Origin of the sequence: Alteromonas sp. V450, from assembly GCF_001885075.1 — a bacterium.
Lineage (GTDB): Bacteria > Pseudomonadota > Gammaproteobacteria > Enterobacterales > Alteromonadaceae > Alteromonas.
In genome coordinates this window covers 3,930,006-3,954,728 of the sequence record NZ_MODU01000004.1, presented here as the reverse complement: position 1 = coordinate 3,954,728, position 24,723 = coordinate 3,930,006, and the positions used below count along the sequence as shown (strand labels likewise).

Below are 24,723 nucleotides of genomic sequence, written 5' to 3'. Positions count from 1 at the left end.
TTTGATTTTAACTGAGAACGCGTCCGAAAAGGCGGTTACTTACAACTTTAGTATAGCGTCAACTAAACAGTGGACAAGTTTTTTGTCGAACGTTAAACCCTTGAGTGAAAAAAGAAATGCAAGCCTCTGAACTTCAGAATAAATTTGAAAGAATTCGCGCCAACAAATGGTTTGAAACCTTTGTTGTCAGCGTCATTATCGTATCTGCGCTTTTAGTGGGCGCAAAAACGTATGAGCTTCCAGCAGGACTATCATCCGTTACCTTATTCCTAGATTGGTTCATCAGTGCGTTCTTTTTAACTGAAATCACTATTCGATTTCTCGCAGAACAACGTAAGCGTCATTTCTTCAACAGCTTCTGGAATTGGTTTGATACGTTAATTGTTGTTATAAGTCTTATCCCGGCTGATGATACAGAATTAGCGCTTATTGCCCGCTTGGTGCGCGTATTTAGGGTGTTAAGGATGATCTCAATCATTCCCGAATTACGCATTTTGTTAGTTTCTCTTGTGAAAGCGTTGCCGCAACTCGGTTACGTTATGTTATTGATGTTCATTATTTTTTATATCTACGCAGCAATTGGCAGTACACTTTTTGAAACCATTAATCCTGTGTTGTGGGGCGACATCACAATATCTATGCTCACGCTGTTTAGAATAATGACCTTTGAAGACTGGACCGATGTAATGTACGAAACGCAGGAAGTTTATTCCTTAAGTTGGATTTTCTACCTTACGTTTATTTTCTTTACCGCATTTGCATTTCTTAACATGGTTATCGGCATTGTTGTTAATGTGATGGAGCGTGAGAACGAGAAAGCGCGTGCAGAAAAACAAGCCGCGCTTGTGGCAGAACAAAAAGCGCAAGGATATGTTGAGCCAACGCTAAACGATGTGCTGGCAGAAATACGAGCGCTAAAAGCACAAATAAACGAAAGGGCACTAGAGAAAGGCCGTGACAACGTGCATGAGTAAACCTCGGCATACCAACTTACTACAGTACAAAATCGTACTGTAGTAAGTTCAATCTTAGTTATGGTGTTTTGTTAAATACCGTATTGCTTTTTAAGTGTCTCTGCCCTGGCCTTAGCACTTGCAGAGCTTAACTCACGTTCTGCAAGTTTTCGTTTCGCTAAAGTAACTTTATCGGTGGTTAATAGAAGCTCGACATGATTCAAATACACTTCGTCATTCGCAATCGGTTGGGTTGCAATTCTTTCGTATAGCTTAAGCGCACTTTCTAGCTCACCTTTTGCGATATGTATTTGTGCTAATGTGTCTACCGCTTCTGCGTTGTTCGGCTGCAGTGAAACCGCCTTTTTTGACAGCGTTTCGGCGCGAATAAGGTCATTTTCCTCAAATGCTAAATAGGCAAGGTTATTTAAAACTACAAAGTTCTCAGGCATATTCGCTAGAACGTTTTCGTAGGTTGCCATAGCCGCCTGACGATCATCGGTTATTTGTCGCTCGGCAAGTAGCATGCTGCTTTGAATATCATTCGGATTATTTTTCACATGCTCTTGAATAAAGGAATACGACTTTTCTCTTTGTTCTGTTGCGTCATACACTGCCATTAACAACAGCGCATTATCTGTATTTTTAGACGCCTCATAAGCGGCCTCTGCATGTGGTAACGCTGCCTCGGGTTTCCTGTCTATTAAGTTTAAGCGCGCGATAATTCCACGTACAAATGGAAGAGCCTTAGCTTGCTCTGTCGAGGCATTGACAATTTCCCAAGCAGGCTTCGACTGCCCAATTCGGCTGTGAAAATAGGCTTTCAGTAACGACAACTGTGCATCTGTGCGCCTCTTCAGTACCTTGTCTAATAACGAGAGCGCGTCGTTGAAACGATTTTGTGAGTCTAAGATTAAAAGTTTACCCAATACCGCGTTCTTGTCTTGTGGGTAAAACGTTAACCAGCGGTCAAAGAATGCGTTAGCTTTTTTGACGTCGTTGCTAGCAAGCAGGCTCTGTCCTTTCAAACTCCAGAAAGCTAACGGCGAGTTTTCATCACCTTGTACACCTTCCAGTAAAGTTAGTGACTTACCTAACTCGCCATTAAGTGAGTACATTTTTGCTAACATCATGCGCAATGATAAGTTGCCTCGGTCGGCGTTAAACTCCCGCTCCACATGTTTAATTACGTCGGAATTATTTTTTTGCTCGGACGCCAAGCCATACCATAATGTCAACGCTTGAACATCCGCTGGATTCTTTTGAATAAATGTATCTAATAATGAAAGCGCACGCGCTTTCTCACCCTGTGCAACGAGCAAATTTACTTTTGAGTAAGTCACCTCGTTATTCGCATCAGGCTTTTGACTCGCTTGCTCTAGATACTGGTTTGCTGCGTCGAAGTCTCCCTCAACGGTAGCGATACTCCCAAGGTATACCAATGGAATAGATGTTTCAGGGGCCTTTTCGTGCCATTCAATTGCAGCAGCTTTAGCTTTTTCAAATTGATTTGTCGCGACATACGCGCGCAGTAACGTAGACTGTGTCGTCGCTGAGTCCGGCGCTTTGTTCACCGCTTCCTCAAGATTAACAATACCTTCAATATCATTAAGCGAAAGCTGAAGAACACCTAGTCGAGACAAATCTTCAGCAGATTCACTCACGGTCTCCGATTTTTCCACCATTTGTCTGGCGCCAAACTCATTTCCTTCTCGCAGCAGCTGATAGCTTGCTTTAGAAAACAGTCTTGCATCAGCGGTTTGTTCACCCTCTACTCGATTAAGTACTTCAAGTGCTTCATCGTTCTCACCTAACTGCAACATGCTATCGGCTAGCATGCGTAGCCCCGGATGATTATCTGGAAGACTAGAGGCGACCATTGTTAAATGCCGCTGAGCCGCTTCGAAATCTTGGATTTGATAGGCGCTATAACCCGCAACAAGCCGAACTACCTGATCGCTTCGCCCATTTTGGATCGCAAGTTCAAGATAACCTAAAGCTTCAGCATACTTACCTTGGGCAGATTCGATGATCCCTTTATACGTGTTAAGTAGCGGGTTGTTCTCGTTAAGTGCCAATAACTGGTCTACGAGAGGCTCGGCTTTCTCTAGGCTACGCTGTTCAATCAACAATGAAACATAGGCAAATTTACTTGTTACATCATCTGGATAGCTTTTTAAATATTCGCTGTATATGTCGATTGCTTTGTCTTGCTCGCTGTTTAAAAGGTAAAGCTTAGCAAGCTGTTGAAGCACATCTTTGTTAAGCGGCGACCGCGCCCTGAGCGTCTCCGTTGCCGCTATCGCATTGTCGATATCGTCATCGATAATAAAACGGTAGCTTTCAATTAATCCCTTATAGACCGACTCGGTATCAAGAGAAGAAAGATCATCAATGAGCGCTTGCGCATCGTCTACTTTGCCAAGTTGAACAAGTGCCTGTAATTTATAAAAGCCTACCTCAGCAGATTCCACCGCCGTCATGCCATCGGCTCGATAATCCACACCCGCCAGGGCATTTTCTGCGCCAGATTGTTGGTATGCTATCGACAATAAAGGAATGACATTATTCGCGGGGTATCCTAGCTCCAAAGCTTTATTTAATTCCTTTTCTGCAGCGTTGTAGTCTTTATTTTGGATGTATATTCTGCCAAGTTCGAACCTTGGCTCCGCCGCATTTGGTGACTTTTGTATTGCATTTTTGTATTCGACAACCGCAGCATCGAACTGCTGCTGAGATACGTAATTGCGTGCATCGGCTAAATGGCTTTCCATGGACTTTTCACTGCATCCTGACAGTAAAGCGCTTAAAAGAAGCACAGATATTGAAGAACGCTTTATTAGTTTATTTGTTTTAATCATCGTAATTCCTTGCTCTACCTCAAAATTCTGGCCATGGGATAGAATACAACTTTTTTCCTGTTTATTATTTCGACAAAATACTGCAATTTCGTGGCAACATGGTCATTATTCGAATATAATAACGGTTTTTGCAACACTGCTGGCAAGCATATCGCGAAAAACGCTAGAAATAAGTCAATGAACCTTGCTCTTTTGCAATTCAAATGCTGTATAGCGTCTTGCGATAATAAACCGCAAAAGTACGGTTTAGTCGTATGCCGCACCCTCCTTACTTAATGCACCAGGATCCTTAATGACCACAACTGTCGACATGACATTTAAAGACCTCAATTTACCAGAACCTATCTTACAAGCCCTTGAAAAAGTTGGCTACGAGAAACCGTCTCCTATTCAAGCCGAGAGTATTCCTCTTTTACTTGAAGGGCACGATTTACTCGGTCAGGCACAGACAGGGACAGGAAAAACCGCTGCGTTTGCCCTGCCTATGTTGGCAAACATCGATCCTGAAGAACGTAAGCCGCAATTACTGGTATTGGCCCCAACTCGTGAACTAGCTATTCAGGTTGCAGAGGCGTTTCAGGTTTATGCGAGCTTTAGTCAAAAAATTAAAGTACTTCCGGTATACGGCGGTCAGTCGTACGACAACCAAATTCGCCAGCTTAAGCGTGGCGTTCAGGTGGTTGTTGGTACACCAGGCCGTATCATCGACCATATTAAGCGCAAAACGCTAGACTTAAGCGAACTTAAGTTCCTAGTACTAGACGAAGCTGACGAAATGCTTCGTATGGGCTTTATCGATGACGTTGAACTTATTCTTAGCCATGCACCAGAAGAGCGTCAAACCGCGCTGTTCTCGGCTACTATGCCTGGTCCAATCAAGAAAATTACTCAGCGTTACTTAAAAGACCCTAAGCACGTTAAAATTGCGTCAAAGGTAAGTACGGCTAGCACTATTCGCCAGCGCTATTGCCAAATTGCACCACACCACAAACTTGAAGCGCTAACGCGCATCATGGAAGTGGAAGTGTTTGACGGCATGATCATTTTCGTACGTACGAAAACCGCTACTGTTGAATTAGCAGATAAACTGTCTGCCCGTGGTTACGATGTAGAACCGCTAAACGGTGATATTCCTCAGGCAGCCCGTGAACGTACTGTTGAAAAGCTTAAACAGGGTAAGATCGACATTCTTGTCGCTACTGACGTAGTAGCCCGTGGTCTTGACGTTGAGCGTGTAAGTCACGTTATCAACTACGATATCCCGTACGACAGTGAATCTTACGTTCACCGTATTGGTCGTACAGGTCGTGCAGGACGCCAGGGTGACGCAATCCTGTTCATTTCTCACCGTGAAAAGCGCTTGTTGTTCTCGATTGAGAAAACCACTAAGCAACCTATTGAAGCGATGCCAATTCCTTCAATTAGCGAGATAAATGAAACCCGTTTGAGCCGCTTTAAGCAGTCAGTTGCCGAAGCAGCGCAAGACGATAGCATTGAATCATTAATGCCAATCGTTGAGATGATTAAAGAAGAAAACGAAGCGTCTCCTGAAGTTTTGATGGCAGCACTGCTTAAAATTGCGCAAGGTGATGAGCCGCTAATTCTTAAAGAATCAGATCGACCAGATATTAACAGCAAGCCTCAGCGTGATAGCCGCGACAGAAACTCTCGTGACGGTCGTGAGAGAAAGCCGCGAGTACCACGCGGTAACCGCAAACCTGAAGAAGGCATGCAGCGCTTCCGCATTGAGGTAGGTCATGTACATGGCGCGAAGCCTGGCAACATCGTTGGCGCTATTGCTAATGAAGCAAACATAAATTCGAAGCACATTGGCGCTATCGAAATTTATGACAACTTCAGCACGGTAGACCTTCCTGACGGCATGCCTAAGGAAACGCGCGATACGCTACAGGGCACCCGTGTTGCTGGTCAGCGTTTGAATATTCGCGAATGGTCTGATACGCCTCCTGCAAAAGGTCGTGGCGATCGTGGTAACCGTGGTGACAGAGCACCTCGCGGCAACCGTGAAGACCGAGGCAATCGCGGAGATCGCGAAAACCGTAAGCGTAAGAACTAAATAGCAACACATTCAGCTTTTATATAACTAATTGCAATATAAAGGCTGTTTTCGTTGTTTTCTTATTAAAAAGAATTGGCGCAAAATAGTGTCAGTTCTTTTTTTGTATTTGAAGCTAAGAAAACCTTTATGGATTACTTTCCGTTATTTCTAGATGCCAGAAAACTCCATGTCCTGATTGTTGGGGCTGGTGAAGTAGCAGCCCGTAAGCTAGAGCTTATAATGAAGACACCTGCGACCATCACCGTGGTGGCGCCTTGGGTTTGCGATACGGTGAAGCAGTTGGCACTTAATGAGAAAGTGACACTCATTGAACGCGAGTTTGAAAATAGCGATCTCACCCATAAAGACATGGTTTTCATTGCCACCGACAAAGGCGATGTAAATCAACATATTCACGACTTAGCGCGCGCTAATAAAGTATTAGTAAACGTGGTGGACAACACACCGCTTTGCCAATTTATTACTCCTTCTATTGTTGACCGTTCTCCTATTGTTATAGCCATGAGCAGTGGTGGTGTAGCGCCTGTATTGCTTCGTTATTTGCGTCAAAAGTTAGAGACTGTACTACCCGCTAACTTAAGTCGACTGGGTGCGTTTTCTGAAAAGTTCCGCGATAAAGTAAAACAAACCCTAAACGGTGTTACCGCTCGTCGATACTTCTGGGAAGATGTACTCGATGGCGACATCGCGGAAATGGTAGAAAAAGGCCAAGACCAAAAAGCTGATGAGGCTTTTGAGTTGGCACTACAAGCCGCCGCTGAAGACAAAAAAGTAGAAGGGCAGGTGTATTTGGTGGGGGCCGGCCCTGGCGACCCCGATCTTCTCACTTTCCGTGCATTGCGCTTAATGCAAAAAGCTGATGTGGTGGTCTACGACCGCTTAGTATCGCCGCAAATTCTGGAGCTTGTGCGCCGGGACGCTGAGAAGATTTACGTGGGCAAGGCCAAAAGCAATCACACACTTCCTCAGGACGACATAAACCAGCTAATGGTTGATGAGGCCAAAAAGGGCAACCGTGTAGTGCGGCTGAAGGGCGGCGACCCGTTCATATTTGGCCGTGGTGGAGAAGAAATTCAAACCCTTATTAAGCACGGTATTGAGTTTCAGGTTGTGCCGGGCATTACTGCAGCAAGCGGGGCATCTAGCTATGCGGGTATTCCCCTAACTCACCGCGACCACGCACAATCTGTGGTGTTTGCAACAGGTCACCTTAAAAACGGCACTATCGATCTTAACTGGCCAGCCCTTGCACAACGAAATCAAACTGCAGTGTTCTATATGGGGCTAACAGGGCTTCCTATTATCTGTGAAAAGATGATTGAGCACGGTTTAGATGCTTCTACACCGATTGCGCTGGTTCAGTCAGCTACCACTGAAAAGCAGCAGGTGTTAACCGGCACCCTAGCAGATATTGTTGCTAAGCAAGAAGCAGCGCAGTTGCAGCCCCCTACCCTTATTATTGTAGGTAGTGTGGTAAGCCTTCACGATGAATTGAACTGGTTTCAAGGCTAGACAACTTATACGTCCAGATACATTTCATCGCTAACGCAGTGGCTGTTCGTCAACAAGTATATTGTTGTCCGCCAACCTGCTTGTTTTTTGCTCGAAGAAACGCATACTTGTTAATATGTTGAACTGGTTAGTTTGTGGTTTCGCCCAGTGCGTAAAAGAATACAAAAGAATAGTCCCTATTCACCCACCCGCTACGTGTTTTTATTCGCGAAAGCAGTAACCCTACTTTTGATACTGGCGAGTGCTGGGTTGTCAACGGTGGCCTTTAGCGAGCAACTAAAATATAAAAAGACGCATACTGACTTAGGGGTACTTTTTCATTACGAATGGATGGATCATACCAATACTAAACAATCCATTTCTTTCACACTGCCTGACAGTGCGTTTAATGAAGCACCATCCCAACAGTCAAATTATAAACCTCTGATAGTACAACGATATATTACTGTAGCGCTGATGGAGGAAGCTAAAAAAATCGACCCGAAAGACGCAAGAATAAACATCCTACCCAAACGAGACAGCATTGAAATTCAGGTAAAAGGGACCGATGAAACGAAGGTTCAAACAATCCTGAGTAATTTAAAAACAGTGCGCCAACAAGCGTATGATCAATATCTTAATGAGCATTATTTTCAACGTTTTACAACGCTCTTTAATCAACCTGCTATCAAACCGGACCATGTTCGTTACGCTGCAGAGTCAGTCACTTCGTTACTGTCGGCATCTCAAGCGTTTTATGAAAAAGTAGCACCTGAATCAGATTCAAGAGCGTATTTCTCCCTTATTTTAAGTTGGCTGCAAAGTATTCCATACGATACATTAGAAGATAGAACGGTCAGCAATGGTTCTGGCTTTGCACCACCTATTAGTGTGCTCATGCAGAACCTAGGGGACTGTGACAGTAAAGCAGTGTTGGCATCGTCTATGGTTAGGGCTTTTTTACCCTCAACTAAAATGATTATTGTCTATCTACCTAACCATGCACTCGTAGGTGTTGCACTGACCCCCTCCGATAAAGACCGGACCATAGAGTACGAAGGCGACACTTACATACTCTACGATCCAACGGGCCCGGCACTTATTGAGTTTGGACAAGTATCTGAAGATACTGAACGCAACATTGTGACAGGGCGCTATCAAGTGGAAGTAGTAAAGTAAAAACACAAAAAGCGCCTTTGCGATAAAGGCGCTTTAATTAAAAGGCTTAGAAAAGGCTGCCCACTATAAATTCTCTTCAGCAAAGCTTGCAAGACGGCTTCTTACTACACCATCTAGGTTTATGGTGGCACTGCCTGAGAAGTCCTTAAACTTTTCAACCAAGTAAGTTAGGCCCGAGGTCACTGCACTCAGATAGTTACTGTCAATCTGCGCAAGGTTTCCGCCCACTATCAGCTTCGTTCCTTCACCGCAGCGTGTGATAATGGTTTTAAGCTGCGACGCGGTTAAGTTTTGCGACTCATCCAAAATCACAATCGCATTTTGAATACTTCTACCTCGCATAAAGTTTACCGACTTGTACTGAATGTTGGCTTTTTCCATGATGTAATTCATAGAACCTTTGGTATTTTCGTCGTGCTTGTGGAGTACTTCCAAAGAATCGGTAATGGCTGCCAACCAAGGCAACATTTTTTCTTCTTCCGTTCCCGGCAAAAAGCCTATGGACTCAGCAATTTCCGGCGTGCTTCGCGTAACAATGATTTTGTCATACATGTTACGCTCTACCACCATTTCAAGGGCTGCCGCTAACGCAAGTAGCGTTTTACCACTACCGGCAGGGCCAGTGAGAATAACCATATCAATGTGTGGGTCGAGCAGCGAATGAAGCGCCATAGCCTGACCTATATTTTTTGGTGTAATGCCCCAAGCGTGACGACCCATTAAGCGCTCGTAACCTAAATCCAGCACTTCTAGGTGATCGTTGGTAATCTCTTCCACCAGACCTGCAAATTGTTTTGTTTCATCGAGCAAGAACTCGTTCACATACGCCTCTGGGAGCATGGATTTTGGTATGGTGTGAATGGTGTCGCGCCCTTCAGTGCGACTGTCTACACTTTTTACATTATCCCAGAAGTTTCCTTCAAAGGTATGAAACCCGCGAGATAGATATTTTATGTCAGTAATTAGCTGGTCGGTGCGGTAGTCTTCAACATGAGCAAGGCCTGCCCCTTTAGCCTTGAGGCGCATGTTTAAGTCTTTAGTGACCAACACCACTTTTTGCGGCGCGAAGGTCTTTTGCAGGTGCAGCGCTACATTGATTATACGGTTGTCATTTTCATTGCTGGTAAACACCTGCTGAGCCTCAACCATATTAAGGTCGGCAAATATAGACAAGCTACCTGTAGGCGCCGTTTGTCCAGCCCCTAACCCTTCCATTGATACACCGGCTAGCATATTTTCTGGCGTTGCATCATGGAGTAAATCCTCCATCGCTCGAATAGAAACTCGTGCGTCTCGCGCCACGTCTTTTTTACTGTCTTTGATGTAGTCGAGCTCTTCCAATACAGTCATTGGAATAACCACGTCGTGTTCTTTAAAGGAGAGAAAAGCGTGAGGTTCGTGCAGCAGGATATTGGTATCGAGGACGTAAATTTTTGTATCAGTAGAATTTTTTCTTGGCATCCTTCACTCCGGTCAATAAAGCCAAGCTAGGTGCTTTGTCCATTTATGAACGCACACGCTAACAAGCTACCGTTACGGTTGTAGGAGAATGCCGCTCGAAACAGGACTTCTTCCCCTACTCGCGTCGACTGAGAAGCAGTACTACTCTTTCTGCCTCAAAGGTTCGTTCGTTAAATTATCGAACCCTTAATTCCACCATAATCCAGTTTTGGTGTTTTAGCACTGTTTTTTCTTTTTTTATTTTGCACTGGTGGAGGTAAACTTGACTACGAGTGTTCAGGTTTTTAATTTCCAGGGAAAGACAAGCGATGATTGGACTTTACAATACAAAAATAACGTCAGTTCTAACACTGCTTATAGCGCTTCTGGTGTGTTTAAACCCTGCAATTGCGCAGCCGAATAGCGAAGTGCTTCATACCCCATCACCTTCCAATGTCTTTATTCATCTTGAAAAAAGCAAAACTGACGCGTTAGAAAGATGGGTCGTTACCTACGCACTATCCACGCCCGCTAAAACGCTGACTTTTGTTAGAAATCCAGACATATCGAGATCATCACGTTGGTTCGCACAAGATAGTGACAAAGAAATTGTTTTTGATCGCGCTAAACGCCAAGACGTTGTGCGCTCGAAGTCAGGCAAATCCATTTCTAGGGTGTCTTTTTTACTTACGCCTACCTACAAACACTTAGGCAAAGATTACGCACCATTTTCTCCTTTTTCTGACGGGGGAAACGCCTTTCATACTGGACGACTGTTTGCTTGTGCGAATACCTGCACTCAAGAAACGTGGCAGCTGACACTCAGTGTCCCGAGTGATGAACATATTGTATTGAACGGAAATGTTGCAAAAAACACCGTGTCGTGGACAGATAACAATGATGGAAGAGTCGTGTACGTAGGGCAGCAACAGCCAATTATTACTGATGAAGTCATCGCCCTCATTGACCAAGGCCTCCCCGAAAGCGTGAACGTTTCGCTAGAACAAGACATACCTAATATTATGGCGTTTTTCTCCCAACGCCTTAATCCGCTTAAGGGCGAAAAGCCTACGTTATTCGCCTCATACGCAAACGTAGATGATCACTCTACACAAGGCGGAACACTACCTAATCAAATATTTATGCACTGGAACAGGGATGACTTAGACGAACGAGCCAGTCATATCAGCTTTGTTAACCAAACGCTGTGGTTCTTTGCTCACGAAGTGGCACATTTATATCAGTCCGGCAGTACCGAAGGTGTGTCAGAAAACAACGAGCAGTCTTGGTTACACGAGGGCAGCGCCGAATACTTTGCAGCAATTGCCATCAGCGCTCTCTACGAAGGTACCAATAACTATGTCGAAAGCCGAGTTACCAATGCCTTTAAGCGCTGTATCAAATGCAGTAGTTCCCGCACTGCGCTCATAGTAAAATCGGCAACCAATAGTCTAGTATTAATGACTTATGACAACGCAATGCGTACAATACCGCCCCCCGAAAAACAGGTTGGTGATTTATGAGTTCAGATAGTCAATTTTTAGTTGGTCAGCGTTGGTTAAGCAACACAGAAATAGAGCTGGGGTTAGGTGTCGTTATTGGTAGTGACTTCCGTTCAGTAGAAGTGTTGTATCCAGCAACAGGCGAAGCGCGAAAATACACAAAGCAAGATGCGCCGCTTACGCGACTAATTTTTGAAATTGGCGAAACGGTCAAAAGCCAAGATGGCTGGGAAATGACCATTACTGAAAAAGAAGAGAGCCAAGGCTTGCTTATCTATCACGGGCTTCGCGAAGACACCAAAGCGCAGGCGCGATTACCTGAAACCATGCTAGACAGCCACATTCGCTTAAACCAACCTGAAAAGCGCCTGTTTAGTCAGCAGCTAGACAACCCTAAATGGTTCGACTTGCGTGAACGTGCCCTAGATCATCAATACGATTACCTGCGTTCAAATACTATTGGCCTTTCAGGTGCGCGCATATCGCTTATTCCGCACCAACTCCACATTGCGTCAGAGGTAGGCGGCAGACATGCACCTCGGGTATTGCTGGCCGATGAAGTAGGTCTTGGTAAAACCATTGAAGCCGCGTTAATTATTCACCAGCAGCTTAAAACTGGCCGTGCAGAGCGCGTGCTTATTTTGGTTCCAGACTCGCTAATGCACCAATGGCTTGTTGAAATGCTTCGCCGCGTTAACCTTCCTTTTGCCATTTACGATGAGAGTCGTTGCGAAGCAATAGAGAAGAGTGAAGGCTTAGACGATGACGAAACGTCTGACGCGAGCGCTGTGAATCCATTTGAAAACGACCAGCTGGTACTTTGCAGTATCGACTTCCTAAGCAAGAGCGAAAAACGCCAGCAGCAAATTCAAGCTGCAGGATGGGATTTAATGGTTGTTGATGAAGCCCATCACCTTGCATGGTCAAGCGAATCGCCATCTGCCGAATACCTGTGTGTGGAAGCGCTAGCCAATCAAACACCTGGCGTGTTATTACTTACCGCAACGCCTGATCAACTTGGTCATGAAAGCCACTTTGCCCGCTTGCGCCTGCTCGACCCAGCCCGCTTCCATAGCTACGACGCATTTTTAGATGAAGAATCGAAATACAGCCAACTGGCCGATGCGGTAGCACCATTACTTTCAGACGCCGAGCCTAACGACAAACAGCGCGGCAAACTCGCTGAATTCGCGCCTGACGTTATGGAACATGCGGGTGATTTAAGCTCGCCGGAAAATCGCCACGCGCTGCTGCATCAACTTATTGATTGTCACGGTACAGGTCGTATGTTGTTTAGAAACCGCCGCGCCAATATTGAAGGCTTTCCGGAGCGTAAATTAAGCGCGTACGAATTAGCTTTGCCTGAGGTTTATTCAGATGCCGTGAGCGGCGGCGACCTAACCTATTCACTGTATCCTGAACGTATGGCAAGCGTGGTTAACAGCTGGACCAAGCATGACCCGCGCGTTGAATGGCTGCTTGATTTCATGCAAAGCGTTAAGCCAGAAAAGATTCTGCTTATTTGCGCAAGCGCCCGTACAGCGCAAGAGTTAGGTGAGGTTATTCGCACGCAAACCGGTATTCGCCATAGTGTATTCCACGAAGGCATGAGCATTGTTGAGCGCGACAAGGCGGCCCATTATTTTGCTGATGAGGAAGACGGCGCACAAATTCTACTGTGTAGCGAAATAGGCAGCGAAGGCCGTAACTTCCAGTTCGCTCACCACTTAGTATTGTTCGACTTGCCTATTACGCCAGACCTGCTTGAACAACGTATTGGTCGTCTTGACCGTATTGGCCAAACCCAGACCGTACAAATTCACGTGCCGTATTTAGCGAAAACCGCGCAGCACGTATTACTAGATTGGTATCACGAAGGGCTTAATGCCTTCGAAAAAACCTGTCCGACTGGCTCTGGCGTGTTCGACGACGTTAAGCCTTTGCTTATTGGTGCGTGCTTGCACCCTGACGATATGAGCGCCCGTGACGAGCTAGTGAACATGAGTGTTACGCTTAATAGCCAGCTCGTAGCGCAGCTAGAAGCCGGTCGCGATCGGCTTCTAGAGCTTAATGCTTCGGGAGAGGGCCGTGTAGAACAACTGCTTGAAGACATCATTACCCTTGATAGCGAACAAGATTTGTCGCGCTTTATGGGGCGCGTATTCGATGCTATTGGTGTTCAGCAGGATGAAAAAGGCAATGACTGCTTTATTCTTATGCCAACCGAGTCGATGGTGAGCCAGCTTCCAGGTCTTGACCCAGAAGGTATGACGGTTACTTACAAGCGCCGTGTTGCCACCACGCTGGAAAACGTACAGTTTTTAAGTTGGGATCATCCGCTCGTGCATACCGCCATAGACGTAGTACTCACCGATGTACACGGAAAAAGCAGCATGGGCTTCATTGCCGAGCCGTCTTTGCCAAAAGGCGCTTATTGGGTTGAAGCGCTGTTTGTGCTGCAGGCACAAGCCCCTAAAGCGCTTCAGTTAGGCCGTTTTTTACCTCAAACACCGGTGCGAGTGTGTTTAGATGCGCAAGGGAATCCGTCTGAATTAAGCTTCGACGTTAAGCGTAAAATTGGACGTAAGATCTCGGCTCAGCTTTTAAAAGCCTTGCAACAGCCGCTTGAGCTTGCCATTGAAAAGGCGCGTAAGCTGGCCCATCAACAAGCGAACCAAAAACAACACGATGCACTTAACAGTATGCACAGCACGCTTAACGAAGAAATACAGCGCTTACGCGATCTTCAAAAGCGTAACCCAGCAGTACGTGACAGCGAAATTGAGTTTATCGAAACGCAAATGAACGCCCTTGATAAAGTTATTCAGGATGCAGACGTTCAGCTGGACGCCATTCGTATTGTTGTAAATAACCCATAACCTTAATAGGTTAAACATTCAAAAGCGACGGTGAAGTAACGAGTACATAATGGCGAACCCAAGTTTTGTTTATAACCCACCAATGACACCTTATCTTGATATTTTGTATCAAGATGAGGACATGGTGGTTGCGCATAAACCTAGCGGGCTATTGAGCGTTCCGGGCAAAGCACTAGAACACCGCGACTCGCTGATCAGCCGGGTGAACCGTGTTTATCCCACCGCCACAGTAGTACATCGCTTAGACATGGCGACTTCAGGTATTTTGGTGCTGGCGCTCAATAAAGATAGCCATCGCCATATCTCGAAACAGTTTGAGCTTCGGCAAACTAAAAAACGTTACTTCGCCCGAGTTCATGGGCATGTAGAACAAGACAGCGGAGAAGTTAACCTCCCCCTTATTTGCGACTGGCCAAACAGGCCAAAGCAAATGGTTGACTTCGAGCGGGGTAAAAAAGCTGTAACGCACTTTAACGTCATTGAGCGTACGTTAGATGAAAAAGGATTGCCCTACTCTTTAGTTGCTCTTTATCCTATTACCGGTCGTTCTCACCAACTGCGCGTGCATATGCTTGCTCTAGGTCACCCTATTTTAGGGGATAGACTCTATGCCCATGAAGAGGCGCTATCCATGGCAGCCCGCTTACAGCTTCATGCTGAGAGCTTAAGCTTCACTCACCCTACACATAACACTGTTTTAAATTTTCAGACCTCTATCCCATTTAGTCGACACAGCCCAACTGCGTTATAAATTATTCTTGTATGACGCTAGACAATAAATAGCGGCTTAAGCAATTTTTAACTCGGCCGATAAGTAAAAAAGAGAAGGGTTCTTAGTGAAGTAGTTTGATTTAACTCAGGTGAAAAGTCTTACATGTTGCCAAGATTATTTGTAACGCTGTTATATTTTACATGTTTGTTGTGTACACCAGCGGCGCAATGCGACTTTTACACTGATATCAGGCATGCATTCCCTCCAGATGAAGTTAAAACACTCATGGTAGGAGAATCATCAAACCCAATTATAGAGATTGCATCTCAAACCCCTCTTTCATTGGGGACTGCCGTCATTTTTTCAGAGCCGTTTCCGTCAAGCATTACTATTTCTCAAGCCAATATTATGGCAAACCAACTGGCTCAAAAAGGTTGGAATGTGATCATCAGCCCATTTGACTTTCCGGTGGCTGTTACACTTTCTAAAGATGCAGATCTGGTAACTCAGGATCAAAATACAGGTAATGAAAATGCGTTACCGGTACACCCACAGAGCGATGTTTCAACCCAAGCATATAACTTTGATTCAGTAACCATGGCACTTACGTCGCACATAACTTCGTTGAACAATTATCTGCAAGACAGACAGGGTTATCGCCTGGTTATTGTGCAAGGTATGCTCGCTGGGGCCTATATGAATGCGGTAAATGTTCAGGAAGCTCTTCAACCTGACAGCTTAGTCGCTATTTCTCCGTTTTGGCCACAGAGAGAAAACAATAACTTAGTTATAAAATTAATATCACAATCTGATTATCCGGTTTTGGATATTGCCTTAGGAGGTTTCAATGACTGGGCTGGCAGCACCGACTACAAACGACAAAACCGGTCAAAAGTTGAACTAAAGTTACACTACAGACAGGTTAAACTTCCAGGTAAAACGTTAACCTTTAGTATAAAGCAGAAAAACAAAAACTTTTCAAATCAAATGCTTACAAACAGTATCCTCGGCTGGACACGTCATTTAGGCTGGTAATTCGTCAACATCAGCATTACGCTAAATACATAAACAAAACAACGGTATGGATATATCAGTTGTAAAAGTAGCCTTTGAGAATACGCAGTCACACGGTTATGAACTATAATACGTTTAGTGAACACAAAATGGTTGTTTGATTTGTGAATGTTCAAGAATTTGTAGACAGTAAAGCAAAGCAACTTTGCTTTTACCTGAGAGCATTCTGGCAAAATGAGCTCCCAATTGACGAACTCGAACTCTTTTTTTGGGACTGTATGGAAGAGTGGGGGCAAATTGATTACACCCTCACCCAACCCTACACACAAAAAGAGCGCGTATTCTGGCACCTGCTGCACCAAGTTCATTACTGGGGTGAAGAGAAGCTTAAACACGACCAGTATCTCGTAGATGAACTCACCAATTGTACCAAATACCTTGAAGGCGCCGGACACTGCCCTCTGGACTGTGTGGGTATTCGCCCTTAATTATATTGCTATTCTACAGCTTTAATGGCTCAATATTGCTTTTACAGCAGTCATGGGGCTGGTCTTTTTGTTTTCTGTATTACAATCCTTCAACGACAAACGCTTTGCCAGTATTTTCTTATTTGGCATTTCAAGCGGCTTCCCCTGGATAATGATAAGCTCTGTGTTATCAGCTTGGCTGAAAGATGAAGGGCTGTCTCGTTCTGCTATTGGTCTGTTCGGCATTATTTTCGCTACTTACAGCTTTAATTTTTTGTGGTCTCCCCTCGTCGACAAACTCAAGCCTCCTTTTTTGGGTCTGCGCAAAGGTTGGATATTTTCAATGCAACTTTGCCTAGCGGCGTTATGCATTGTTATGTCTCAATTAACAGCAAGTGATCACTTATTTACCGTAGCCCTTGTTGGGTTATTGATTGCAATAGCATCGGCTACGCAAGATATTGCAATCGACGGATTCAGAATCGACTGCATTGCTGTAAATGATAGTGACGGTATGTCAGCTGCGTCGTCAGTTGCAACCGCAGGCTGGTGGACGGGCTATGGTGGTCTAGGCGCTATACCATTCTTTTTGGCCGATCTCACGTCTTGGTCTTGGCCTGATATATATTTGTTATTAGGTGGCATAATGCTGCTTCTCGCGTTTTCAACGCTTTTTGCTACTGAGCCCGATATAGATAGGGAGGCGCTACTCAGTGAAATATCAACAGAAACAAGCAATAGCAGTCGCAGTGCCCTCCTACACTGGTTTCACACTACTATCGTCGCACCGTTTTCTGAGTTTTTTAATCGAAATGGCGTTAAATTAGCCGTCTCGTTTTTACTATTTATTTTTCTCTTTAAAATAGGCGAAGCATTTCTTGGAAGGATGAGTATTGTTTTTTACAAAGAAGTGGGGTTCTCAAACAGCGACATTGCAACCTATTCCAAATTGCTTAACTGGTGGGTAACCATTTTGTTTTCGCTTTTAGGTGGTGTCGTCAACATTCGCTATGGCATTTATCGTGGGTTAATGGTTGCTGGAATTGCGATGGCCGCCTCTAACTTACTTTTCGCAGCGATTGCGCAAACAGGACCATCTACAGCACTTTTAGCATTTACCGTAATAGTTGACGGATTTACCGGCGCATGGAGCACGGTTGCTATGGTTGCCTTTATTTCGTTGCTCTGCAATCGCGCATTCAGCGCCACGCAATATGCGCTTATGGCATCGCTCAGCGTAGCCGGGAGAACACTAGTGGCATCAAGCAGCGGGTTCGTGGTCGACGCTATGCAGGGAAACTGGAGCTTGTTTTTCATTCTCACCGCTTTAATGGTGATACCCAGTTTACTTTTTTTGTATTCAATACGACATCATATTAAAACCGTCGAAACCGCCGCGACAAAATCGCACTGAACCTTGCAAGCTCGGAGCAAACATCTACATTTAAAAGGTGAGTAAATGTACAGCTAAGGAAGCACTTTGCAAGACCAACGTCAGCCGAAAGATAAGGTAATCACTAAACAGCCCCTGGTAATTTCCCCTTCGACTTGGTTTCAGGCTGGATTTGTATCCATAGGTATACTCGCCTGCGTGTGTTTATTTTTTACGTCGCATCAGCTTTCTCAGTTCACGGATAAAATAAACGACGGAGATAGAGCTTCCTCAGCCCTTCTTGATATCGAAAATAAACGCTTAACACTCATAACATCCAATTTATCCGATGCAGCGCCTGCTCTTCAGGCTATCTATAGAGACGCGTTTTCTTTGGTCAACGACAGATTCAACAAAAAGTACAACCAAACATTGACACTTTCTTTGCTTGAGCTTGATAAATTTAAGGCTCTCGTGAACGGTTTACCCTCCGACTCTGCATACCGTATCAATGTCGACACATTGAATTTACTCAATACGCTCGCATTATCTCCTGCTGATAAACGCATAGATTATTTTAGTGTTCCATTCAGTTTATCGCCGCTGCTTTTTGTCATTGATGATGAAAAAAGAACGCTTGCAGAACAAGCTGGAACATTAGCCTTGCGTTTACAACTTTTCACCTTAACTGTGTTCATGGCGCTCATCAGTGCTGTGTTAATAGCGGCCTTCAACCGTAACGCTGTTCCCCGTTTAACAAAATCAACACGTAACGGTCAAACGCGATTACTTCGCAGAAAAGGCGATAAGGCGCTACTCAAGCAAAATCAATTTTTACGGTTAATAAGCCACGAGTTCCGCGCGCCCATTAGCGCAATTATCAGTGCGCTGGAACTGATCCCTAATATGGAAAATCAACGAACTCGGCTACTACAACAGGCCGAACAGTCCAGTTACAGATTGCTTAATTTGACAAATAACCTCACTGAAATTTTATCGAGCAATACCCATGAAGAGATGAACTTTACGCGCGTAGACTTAATAAGCTTACTCGATGAATCAATTTCGCCATTTTCGGTGCGCGTGAAAGATAAGAAACTTGAACTTAATATGCACTGTAGCCATAGCGTGCCGCAGTATGTAGAAACAGATCCTATTGCTGTGTCTAAAGTGATTGTGAATATTTTAGATAATGCGGTTAAATTTACCTCCACAGGGCTTATTGACATCAATGCCACTACTGAGGTCAACGACAAACGAATATTCTTAAAAGTTGTTATAAACGACACCGGAGTAGGCATAGACGCTCCCACACAAGCCAAAATGTTTGAAAATTTTTTTCGCGGCGACCATGTTTCAGGTGAACGTTTCCCTGGTGCAGGAATCGGGCTCAGTGTTGTGAAAAATAATATTGATAATCTTGATGGAACTATTCATGTCAACAGCACGGTAGGCGTGGGTACAGAAATCACTGTTCGAATTCCAATTAAACCGTTAAGTTCTCCTGCCAGCATCGAAGTTACGCCTTCTAACGGTAAATTCGCGATAGTAGATGACCTTGAAATATCTCGCTTACACCTTCAGTCAATTGTGACTTCTGAAGGTTATGCCGCTCGGTCTTTTTCCTCAGGCGCAAGCTTGCTTGCACTTCATGAAGACATTTTGCAATTCAATGCCATTATTGCCGACCTGTATATGCCTGGGATGAATGGCCTCGAACTTGTAAAAACACTGCATGCTATATATGGAGAAAGAACGCCACCGGTAGTAGTGCTGTCGTCCACACCTGATATTGCGAATATCATTGCTAGCAGCGACCTTCCCATTTTTCAGAGCTTTGTTAAACCCATTGATAGACAGCGTTTCATCGATACGCTTCACCACATCAATACAAACAAAATGAGAATATTAAAAGAGGTGTCCAAATCACACGTGCTGGTAGTGGAAGATGAGCCCATTAACGCAGAAATGGTAGAGTATATGCTGCAATGTATGGGTCATGACGTAACCGTAAGCTATACGGGTGACGATGCCATTAGCAGATCTAATGAGACACAGTTTGATTGTGTTTTACTGGATATCAACTTGCCTGATATGAGTGGCCTAGACGTAGCTAAAATTATGAAAGAAAAACATCCAGACTTGCCCATTATTGCGCTTACCGCCAATGCGCATAGAAACGACAAAGTTGCATCGTTGAACGCGGGCGTCCGGTACCATTTGGTAAAGCCAGTGACATTTCAAGAATTGAAAAACACCTTAAAACTGGCACTTTAAGGCGTTTAGTGCGCCGTTATTATTTAATACAAGATTGGTTGCGGCCATTTTCTTTTGCTTCATAAAGCGCTTGGTCCGCTTCTTCTAACCAAGCCATAGCGCTTTGACTTTTTTTATCAAACTGGGCTAACCCTAGGCTGACAGTAAAAGAAATCTGCTGTTCTTCATGCTCCACCACTAGGCGTTGTGCGAGCACTCTAATACGCTCAGCCACTGATTTCGCATTTTCCACAGTGGAGTCTGTTAAAATAATGGCAAACTCTTCGCCACCATACCGGCCGGCTAAATCGGTTTCTCGCACACAGCGTTTGATTAAAGCGGCAAGCATTTTGATAACTTTGTCGCCAGCTTGATGGCCATAGGTGTCATTAATACGTTTAAAATGGTCGATATCTAACATAACCGCAGTACTGGGTTTGTCACGCCGTTGGCACAGTTTATACACTTCATCAAAGCGTTCCTGCCAATACCGTCGATTATACAACCCCGTCAGCCCATCTATACGACTCGCAATTTTAAGCTCTTGGTTTAGATGTGCCATACCTAGCTTCCCAAGCGCCTGTTCTGTCACATCGTAAACCAGCATACAAAAACGCTCTACCTCCCCAGAAGCGTTAGCTATTGGAAACATGGTAACGTTTTGATACATGTATTGCGCTGCACAGGTTACGGGCCTGTTGCAGGAAAATTTAAATAAATATGGACGCTGCTCCCATATTATAAATACAGGGCTATTCAAATTAAAAACGGGCTCTACCTTCGAGCGTAACCAGTTTTCGTCGATATCCGAAAAATGCTTAAAAAGACTATCACCCACAATGCCAGATGCGTGTTTTCCACTATGATTTTCCAGAAATTTGTTCCAGATTTCCACGCTAAAATTTTTATCAATTACCGCTATGCCTACTTCGATCGAGTCAAGTAAGCCGTCAGGAATAACGGCTGAAGCTGTTTGGGTTGTACCGCCCTCCGCTGGCGTAATCTGAAACATGGTTTATCCCCTTTCAGTACCTTCGTTTAGAAGGCGTGTATATATATGATGCATTGCGTCGCCAGGAAAGAGCAGCAATAAGTCAAAAGCGATATCTTTCGCTTTCACTGCGTAACCTATCTCAATTGCCATCAATTTACCCCATTGCTGCACATTGTCACTTAGGAGCGTCGACAACCCTTGGTGCCGCCCAAGGAGCACAGGATGGGTATGACTAAACGTCACCCTAAGCTGCTCTGACAGCCCATTTAAACAGGCGCCAATCAGAATATTAGAGACATCCATTAATGCTTCTAATGCAAACTTTTCAGACGCGTCATCGGTAGGGTATTTCAATAACTCAACAATATTTTGTGAATTTGTATCGTTGAAAATGACGATAGCTTCTCCACTAATCCCATTACTGACAAAGCCTTTCGACACCGCAGAAACACTGTCATTTCGATTAATTTCAGCAATCGCCATCGAAAGCTCATTGCTTTCTATTAGATTTAAATTGGGAATAGGTAAATCTATAAACTCGCCCAAAAGCTGGGCAAGGTTTTCTCCAGCCCGTCCCATGGCAACATTAACCATTTCTCTGCACGCATCGAGCTTGTCCGCCAAACTGATATTTACATTGGCTGCGTCAGAGTGCGTTTCGTCCGACGCATGACCTTCGCCGTTGTACAGTCCATATGAAGACAGAATATGTGTGAGCTTCTGGTTGTCGATAGGCTTACGAATGAAGTCAAGCGCCCCGAGTCCTAGCATTCTTTCCCGTGCTTTTTCTTGCACATCGCCCGATACAACAATAACAAGACAAGGTAAATCGTTCTGACGAATCGCCTCCATGGTTTGGTAACCATCCATTACAGGCATATTTAGGTCGAGGAACACCACATCGCCCTTCCCTTGACGAATTAGGTCAAGTGCTTGCTGGCCGTTTTCGGCAAACGAGATAGCAACATCCCACTCGTCGGGTATGCTTCGGGCCATTTGGCGTCGTGCGAAGCCAGAGTCATCGCAAATAAGTACAGGCGTACTCATGGTAACTCCTTAAATGGCAACGGGGGCTTTAATGTGTGGATGTGACTGATAGTTTTTCAACGTAAAGTCGTCATAAGAAAACCCAAAAATGTCCTTAACCTTTGGATTGATTTCCATGGTTGGACGAGCAAACGGTTCACGACTTAGCTGCAAATCTACTTGCTCAAGATGATTTGAATACAAATGTGCATCGCCTAGCGTATGAATGAAATCGCCGGGCTCTAGGTCACATACTTGGGCCATCATCATGGTTAACAGAGCGTAGCTGGCAATGTTAAATGGCACGCCCAAGAAAATGTCGCCGCTTCGTTGGTAAAGTTGGCAGCTAAGCTTACCGTCTAATACGTAAAACTGGAAAAGTGTATGACAGGGGGGCAATGCTTGCTTGCCCATCGCTGCATTTTCTTTGGGAGAGTAATTAGTATCAGGGAGTACCGCAGGGTTCCAGCCGCTAACAATAAGTCGGCGAGAGTCTGGATTGTTTTTGATTTGCTCAACCACTTCGGCAATTTGGTCTACCGATGTGCCGTCACCGCGATCCCAACTACGCCACTGATGACCATAAACAGGGCCAAGCTCGCCTTCTTCGGTAGCCCACTCGTCCCAAATACTCACACCGTGATCTTTCAAATAAGCGATATTTGTTTCGCCCTTAAGAAACCATAGTAGCTCGTGAATGATTGATTTAAGGTGACATTTCTTCGTTGTCACCAAAGGGAAACCTTCCTGAAGATTAAAACGCATCTGATAACCGAATACACTTAACGTACCTGTACCAGTTCGATCTTCCTTTTTCACACCCGTATCACGTACATGGCGCATTAGAGCGAGATATTCTTTCATCGTTATTCTTATATTTTTTGCTGTTCAACATGGTCTTTTCCGCGCATGTAAGCACGGACTATTAATCCTATTCCTAAAGCTATCATAGGTAAACAAAGAAGTTGCCCTTGGCTTAGTCCCATTTGATATAAGCCAATATGTGCGTCGGGCTCTCTGAAATACTCAACAATAAATCGGAAACTCCCGTAGCCAAGTAAGAACAAACCACTGACCGCTCCTACCGGACGCTTTTTAGCAGAATAAAGCCAAAGGATTATAAAGAGCAATACGCCTTCTAGCGCAAACTCATAAAGCTGCGAGGGATGGCGAGGAACATTACCCGCGTTAGGGAAGATGACCGCCCAAGGTACGTCGGTGCTGCGCCCCCACAATTCAGCGTTTAAAAAGTTGCCGATCCTACCTGCCCCCAAGCCTATGGGCACTAGCGGTGCAACGAAGTCACCTAAACGAAGGAAAGTCGTATTCATGCACTTGGCACGCCAGAAAAGAGCTGCGAGCACGCCCAACAATCCGCCATGGAAAGACATTCCGCCCGCCCAGATCCTAAACAGGTACAGAGGGTCGTCGAGAAACATGCCAAACTGATAAAAAAGCACGTAGCCTATGCGTCCGCCTAAAATAACCCCCACAAAGCTCCAAAAAAGCAGGTCGCTTAACTGCTCTCGGCTCCAGTTCGTCTGTGAAAGGCGCTTTTGTGCCAACAAATAAGCGGCAATAAAGCCCACTAAATACATTAAGCCGTACCAGCGTACACTTAACGGACCGATACTGAAGATAACGGGGTCGATACTGGGAAATACCAGATAACTGCTCTGTTCCATTACTTTATTCAATTCCTAAAATCATTCTGATGCTCACTAAGACAAGCAAACACGCCAACATCGCTTTCAATACGCGAACATTTACTCGCTGCCCAAGTTTTGCACCGATATTTGCGGTGAACATAGACGTGGCTACAATACCAGCTGTTGCAGGTAGATACACATAGCCCATGCTGTATTCTGGTACGTCTGTCTCACCCCATCCAGTAACAACAAAACTGGTGGTACCAAATACAGCAATAACAAGCCCGCAAAATGCGGCACAGCCTATGGCAGCACGTACATTAACACGAAACCATACTAGTGCGGGTACCAATAAAGCACCGCCACCAATACCCATAAGTGCACTGAGAAGCCCTGCTCCTCCTCCCACAGCCGCCAGCGCCCCTTTGGATGCTTCATTATTCGAGGCTTTCTGCTTGCCAAATATCATCTGTAGCGCAATCAATATGACTAATACGGCGAACACATTTTTTAGCAGTTCACCTGAAATATGGCTCGCTACCTGCGCGCCGGCAAAAGCGCCAAACGCTATACCCAACCCCGTGTAAAGTACAATATTTAACTGGATATTGCCTAATTGATAATGGGCACGAGCAGATGACATTCCCGTAAAAATGATGGTAGATAACGAGGTGGCGATAGCAACGGGCATAACCGTTTCGGTGGTCATGCCCAGAAAGTGAATAAGTAAGTATGATAGCGCCGGTACGATAATTAAACCACCACCGATGCCCAACATACCGGCAAGAATACCAACAACAGAGCCTAAAGCTAGACAGCTTACAATTATTACAACAAATGGATCCATT

General features: G+C 44.8%; 18 protein-coding genes. 11 read left to right on the top strand and 7 right to left on the bottom strand.

Features of this window, described 5'->3' with window-relative positions:
• The first annotated feature begins 116 nt into the window (after positions 1 to 116).
• Positions 117 to 974, top strand: a complete 858-nt coding sequence (locus BK026_RS17485) for an ion transporter (RefSeq protein WP_071816979.1) — start codon at positions 117 to 119, stop codon at positions 972 to 974.
• Between the two features lie 71 nt (positions 975 to 1,045).
• On the opposite strand, the gene prsT is transcribed toward BK026_RS17485, so the two are convergent.
• Positions 1,046 to 3,814, bottom strand: coding sequence for an XrtA/PEP-CTERM system TPR-repeat protein PrsT (gene prsT / locus BK026_RS17480; RefSeq protein WP_071816978.1), 2,769 nt, complete (start codon positions 3,812 to 3,814; stop codon positions 1,046 to 1,048).
• A gap of 292 nt (positions 3,815 to 4,106) precedes the next feature.
• On the opposite strand from prsT, the gene BK026_RS17475 reads away from it, so the two are divergent.
• From BK026_RS17475 to BK026_RS17465, 3 genes are all read left to right on the top strand, one after another.
• A complete protein-coding gene (locus BK026_RS17475; RefSeq protein WP_071816977.1) occupies positions 4,107 to 5,891 on the top strand; it encodes a DEAD/DEAH box helicase in 1,785 nt (594 codons plus the stop codon).
• Positions 5,892 to 6,020: 129 nt separating this feature from the next.
• Positions 6,021 to 7,406: a siroheme synthase CysG gene (gene cysG, locus BK026_RS17470; protein WP_071817751.1), complete on the top strand. Its 1,386-nt coding sequence runs from the start codon at positions 6,021 to 6,023 to the stop codon at positions 7,404 to 7,406.
• A gap of 147 nt (positions 7,407 to 7,553) precedes the next feature.
• Positions 7,554 to 8,564 (top strand): hypothetical protein, encoded by a 1,011-nt coding sequence (locus BK026_RS17465; RefSeq protein WP_256253891.1) that lies wholly within the window; start codon positions 7,554 to 7,556, stop codon positions 8,562 to 8,564.
• Between the two features lie 63 nt (positions 8,565 to 8,627).
• On the opposite strand, the gene BK026_RS17460 is transcribed toward BK026_RS17465, so the two are convergent.
• Positions 8,628 to 10,025: a PhoH family protein gene (locus BK026_RS17460; RefSeq protein WP_071816976.1), complete on the bottom strand. Its 1,398-nt coding sequence runs from the start codon at positions 10,023 to 10,025 to the stop codon at positions 8,628 to 8,630.
• Between the two features lie 308 nt (positions 10,026 to 10,333).
• Between BK026_RS17460 and BK026_RS17455 the strand changes: the two genes are divergently transcribed.
• From BK026_RS17455 to BK026_RS17425, 7 genes are all read left to right on the top strand, one after another.
• A complete protein-coding gene (locus BK026_RS17455) occupies positions 10,334 to 11,527 on the top strand; it encodes a hypothetical protein (RefSeq protein ID WP_256253890.1) in 1,194 nt (397 codons plus the stop codon).
• Positions 11,524 to 14,385, top strand: coding sequence for an RNA polymerase-associated protein RapA (rapA, locus tag BK026_RS17450; protein WP_071816975.1), 2,862 nt, complete (start codon positions 11,524 to 11,526; stop codon positions 14,383 to 14,385). The genes BK026_RS17455 and rapA overlap by 4 nt, the downstream gene beginning before the upstream one ends.
• A 49-nt stretch (positions 14,386 to 14,434) precedes the next feature.
• Positions 14,435 to 15,136 carry a bifunctional tRNA pseudouridine(32) synthase/23S rRNA pseudouridine(746) synthase RluA gene (rluA, locus tag BK026_RS17445; protein WP_071816974.1) on the top strand — a complete coding sequence of 234 codons (702 nt, stop codon included), beginning with the start codon at positions 14,435 to 14,437 and terminating at the stop codon, positions 15,134 to 15,136.
• A 123-nt stretch (positions 15,137 to 15,259) separates the two neighbouring features.
• Positions 15,260 to 16,132 carry a DUF3530 family protein gene (locus BK026_RS17440; RefSeq protein ID WP_071816973.1) on the top strand — a complete coding sequence of 291 codons (873 nt, stop codon included), beginning with the start codon at positions 15,260 to 15,262 and terminating at the stop codon, positions 16,130 to 16,132.
• A 143-nt stretch (positions 16,133 to 16,275) separates the two neighbouring features.
• Positions 16,276 to 16,599, top strand: a complete 324-nt coding sequence (locus BK026_RS17435; protein WP_071816972.1) for a hypothetical protein — start codon at positions 16,276 to 16,278, stop codon at positions 16,597 to 16,599.
• A 52-nt stretch (positions 16,600 to 16,651) separates the two neighbouring features.
• A complete protein-coding gene (locus BK026_RS17430; protein WP_071816971.1) occupies positions 16,652 to 17,992 on the top strand; it encodes an MFS transporter in 1,341 nt (446 codons plus the stop codon).
• Between the two features lie 66 nt (positions 17,993 to 18,058).
• Entirely contained in the window at positions 18,059 to 20,227 is a 2,169-nt protein-coding gene (locus BK026_RS17425; RefSeq protein WP_071816970.1) for a response regulator, read from the top strand.
• A gap of 19 nt (positions 20,228 to 20,246) precedes the next feature.
• On the opposite strand, the gene BK026_RS17420 is transcribed toward BK026_RS17425, so the two are convergent.
• From BK026_RS17420 to BK026_RS17400, 5 genes are read right to left on the bottom strand one after another with little or no spacing between them, the layout of a single operon-like run.
• Positions 20,247 to 21,218, bottom strand: coding sequence for a GGDEF domain-containing protein (locus BK026_RS17420; protein WP_083575117.1), 972 nt, complete (start codon positions 21,216 to 21,218; stop codon positions 20,247 to 20,249).
• Between the two features lie 3 nt (positions 21,219 to 21,221).
• Positions 21,222 to 22,247: a response regulator gene (locus tag BK026_RS17415; RefSeq protein ID WP_071816969.1), complete on the bottom strand. Its 1,026-nt coding sequence runs from the start codon at positions 22,245 to 22,247 to the stop codon at positions 21,222 to 21,224.
• A gap of 9 nt (positions 22,248 to 22,256) precedes the next feature.
• On the bottom strand, positions 22,257 to 23,090 hold the full coding sequence (locus BK026_RS17410; protein ID WP_071816968.1) for a thymidylate synthase: 834 nt from the start codon (positions 23,088 to 23,090) through the stop codon (positions 22,257 to 22,259).
• An 8-nt stretch (positions 23,091 to 23,098) separates the two neighbouring features.
• Positions 23,099 to 23,911: a prolipoprotein diacylglyceryl transferase gene (gene lgt, locus BK026_RS17405; protein WP_071816967.1), complete on the bottom strand. Its 813-nt coding sequence runs from the start codon at positions 23,909 to 23,911 to the stop codon at positions 23,099 to 23,101.
• Between the two features lie 4 nt (positions 23,912 to 23,915).
• The gene (locus tag BK026_RS17400; RefSeq protein WP_071816966.1) at positions 23,916 to 24,722 is read right to left on the bottom strand and encodes a sulfite exporter TauE/SafE family protein; all 807 of its coding nucleotides are present in this window, start codon (positions 24,720 to 24,722) and stop codon (positions 23,916 to 23,918) included.
• Position 24,723 lies beyond the last annotated feature (1 nt).

What these genes read in the sequence shown, in the direction of transcription:
- BK026_RS17485 (WP_071816979.1), top strand. Translation starts at nt 117, where the DNA reads ATGCAAGCCTCTGAACTTCAGAATAAATTTGAAAGAATTCGCGCCAAC.
- prsT (WP_071816978.1), bottom strand. Translation starts at nt 3,814, where the DNA reads ATGATTAAAACAAATAAACTAATAAAGCGTTCTTCAATATCTGTGCTT.
- BK026_RS17475 (WP_071816977.1), top strand. Translation starts at nt 4,107, where the DNA reads ATGACCACAACTGTCGACATGACATTTAAAGACCTCAATTTACCAGAA.
- cysG (WP_071817751.1), top strand. Translation starts at nt 6,021, where the DNA reads ATGGATTACTTTCCGTTATTTCTAGATGCCAGAAAACTCCATGTCCTG.
- BK026_RS17460 (WP_071816976.1), bottom strand. Translation starts at nt 10,025, where the DNA reads ATGCCAAGAAAAAATTCTACTGATACAAAAATTTACGTCCTCGATACC.
- BK026_RS17455 (WP_256253890.1), top strand. Translation starts at nt 10,334, where the DNA reads ATGATTGGACTTTACAATACAAAAATAACGTCAGTTCTAACACTGCTT.
- rapA (WP_071816975.1), top strand. Translation starts at nt 11,524, where the DNA reads ATGAGTTCAGATAGTCAATTTTTAGTTGGTCAGCGTTGGTTAAGCAAC.
- rluA (WP_071816974.1), top strand. Translation starts at nt 14,435, where the DNA reads ATGGCGAACCCAAGTTTTGTTTATAACCCACCAATGACACCTTATCTT.
- BK026_RS17440 (WP_071816973.1), top strand. Translation starts at nt 15,260, where the DNA reads ATGTTGCCAAGATTATTTGTAACGCTGTTATATTTTACATGTTTGTTG.
- BK026_RS17430 (WP_071816971.1), top strand. Translation starts at nt 16,652, where the DNA reads ATGGGGCTGGTCTTTTTGTTTTCTGTATTACAATCCTTCAACGACAAA.
- BK026_RS17420 (WP_083575117.1), bottom strand. Translation starts at nt 21,218, where the DNA reads ATGTTTCAGATTACGCCAGCGGAGGGCGGTACAACCCAAACAGCTTCA.
- BK026_RS17415 (WP_071816969.1), bottom strand. Translation starts at nt 22,247, where the DNA reads ATGAGTACGCCTGTACTTATTTGCGATGACTCTGGCTTCGCACGACGC.
- BK026_RS17410 (WP_071816968.1), bottom strand. Translation starts at nt 23,090, where the DNA reads ATGAAAGAATATCTCGCTCTAATGCGCCATGTACGTGATACGGGTGTG.
- lgt (WP_071816967.1), bottom strand. Translation starts at nt 23,911, where the DNA reads ATGGAACAGAGCAGTTATCTGGTATTTCCCAGTATCGACCCCGTTATC.
- BK026_RS17400 (WP_071816966.1), bottom strand. Translation starts at nt 24,722, where the DNA reads ATGGATCCATTTGTTGTAATAATTGTAAGCTGTCTAGCTTTAGGCTCT.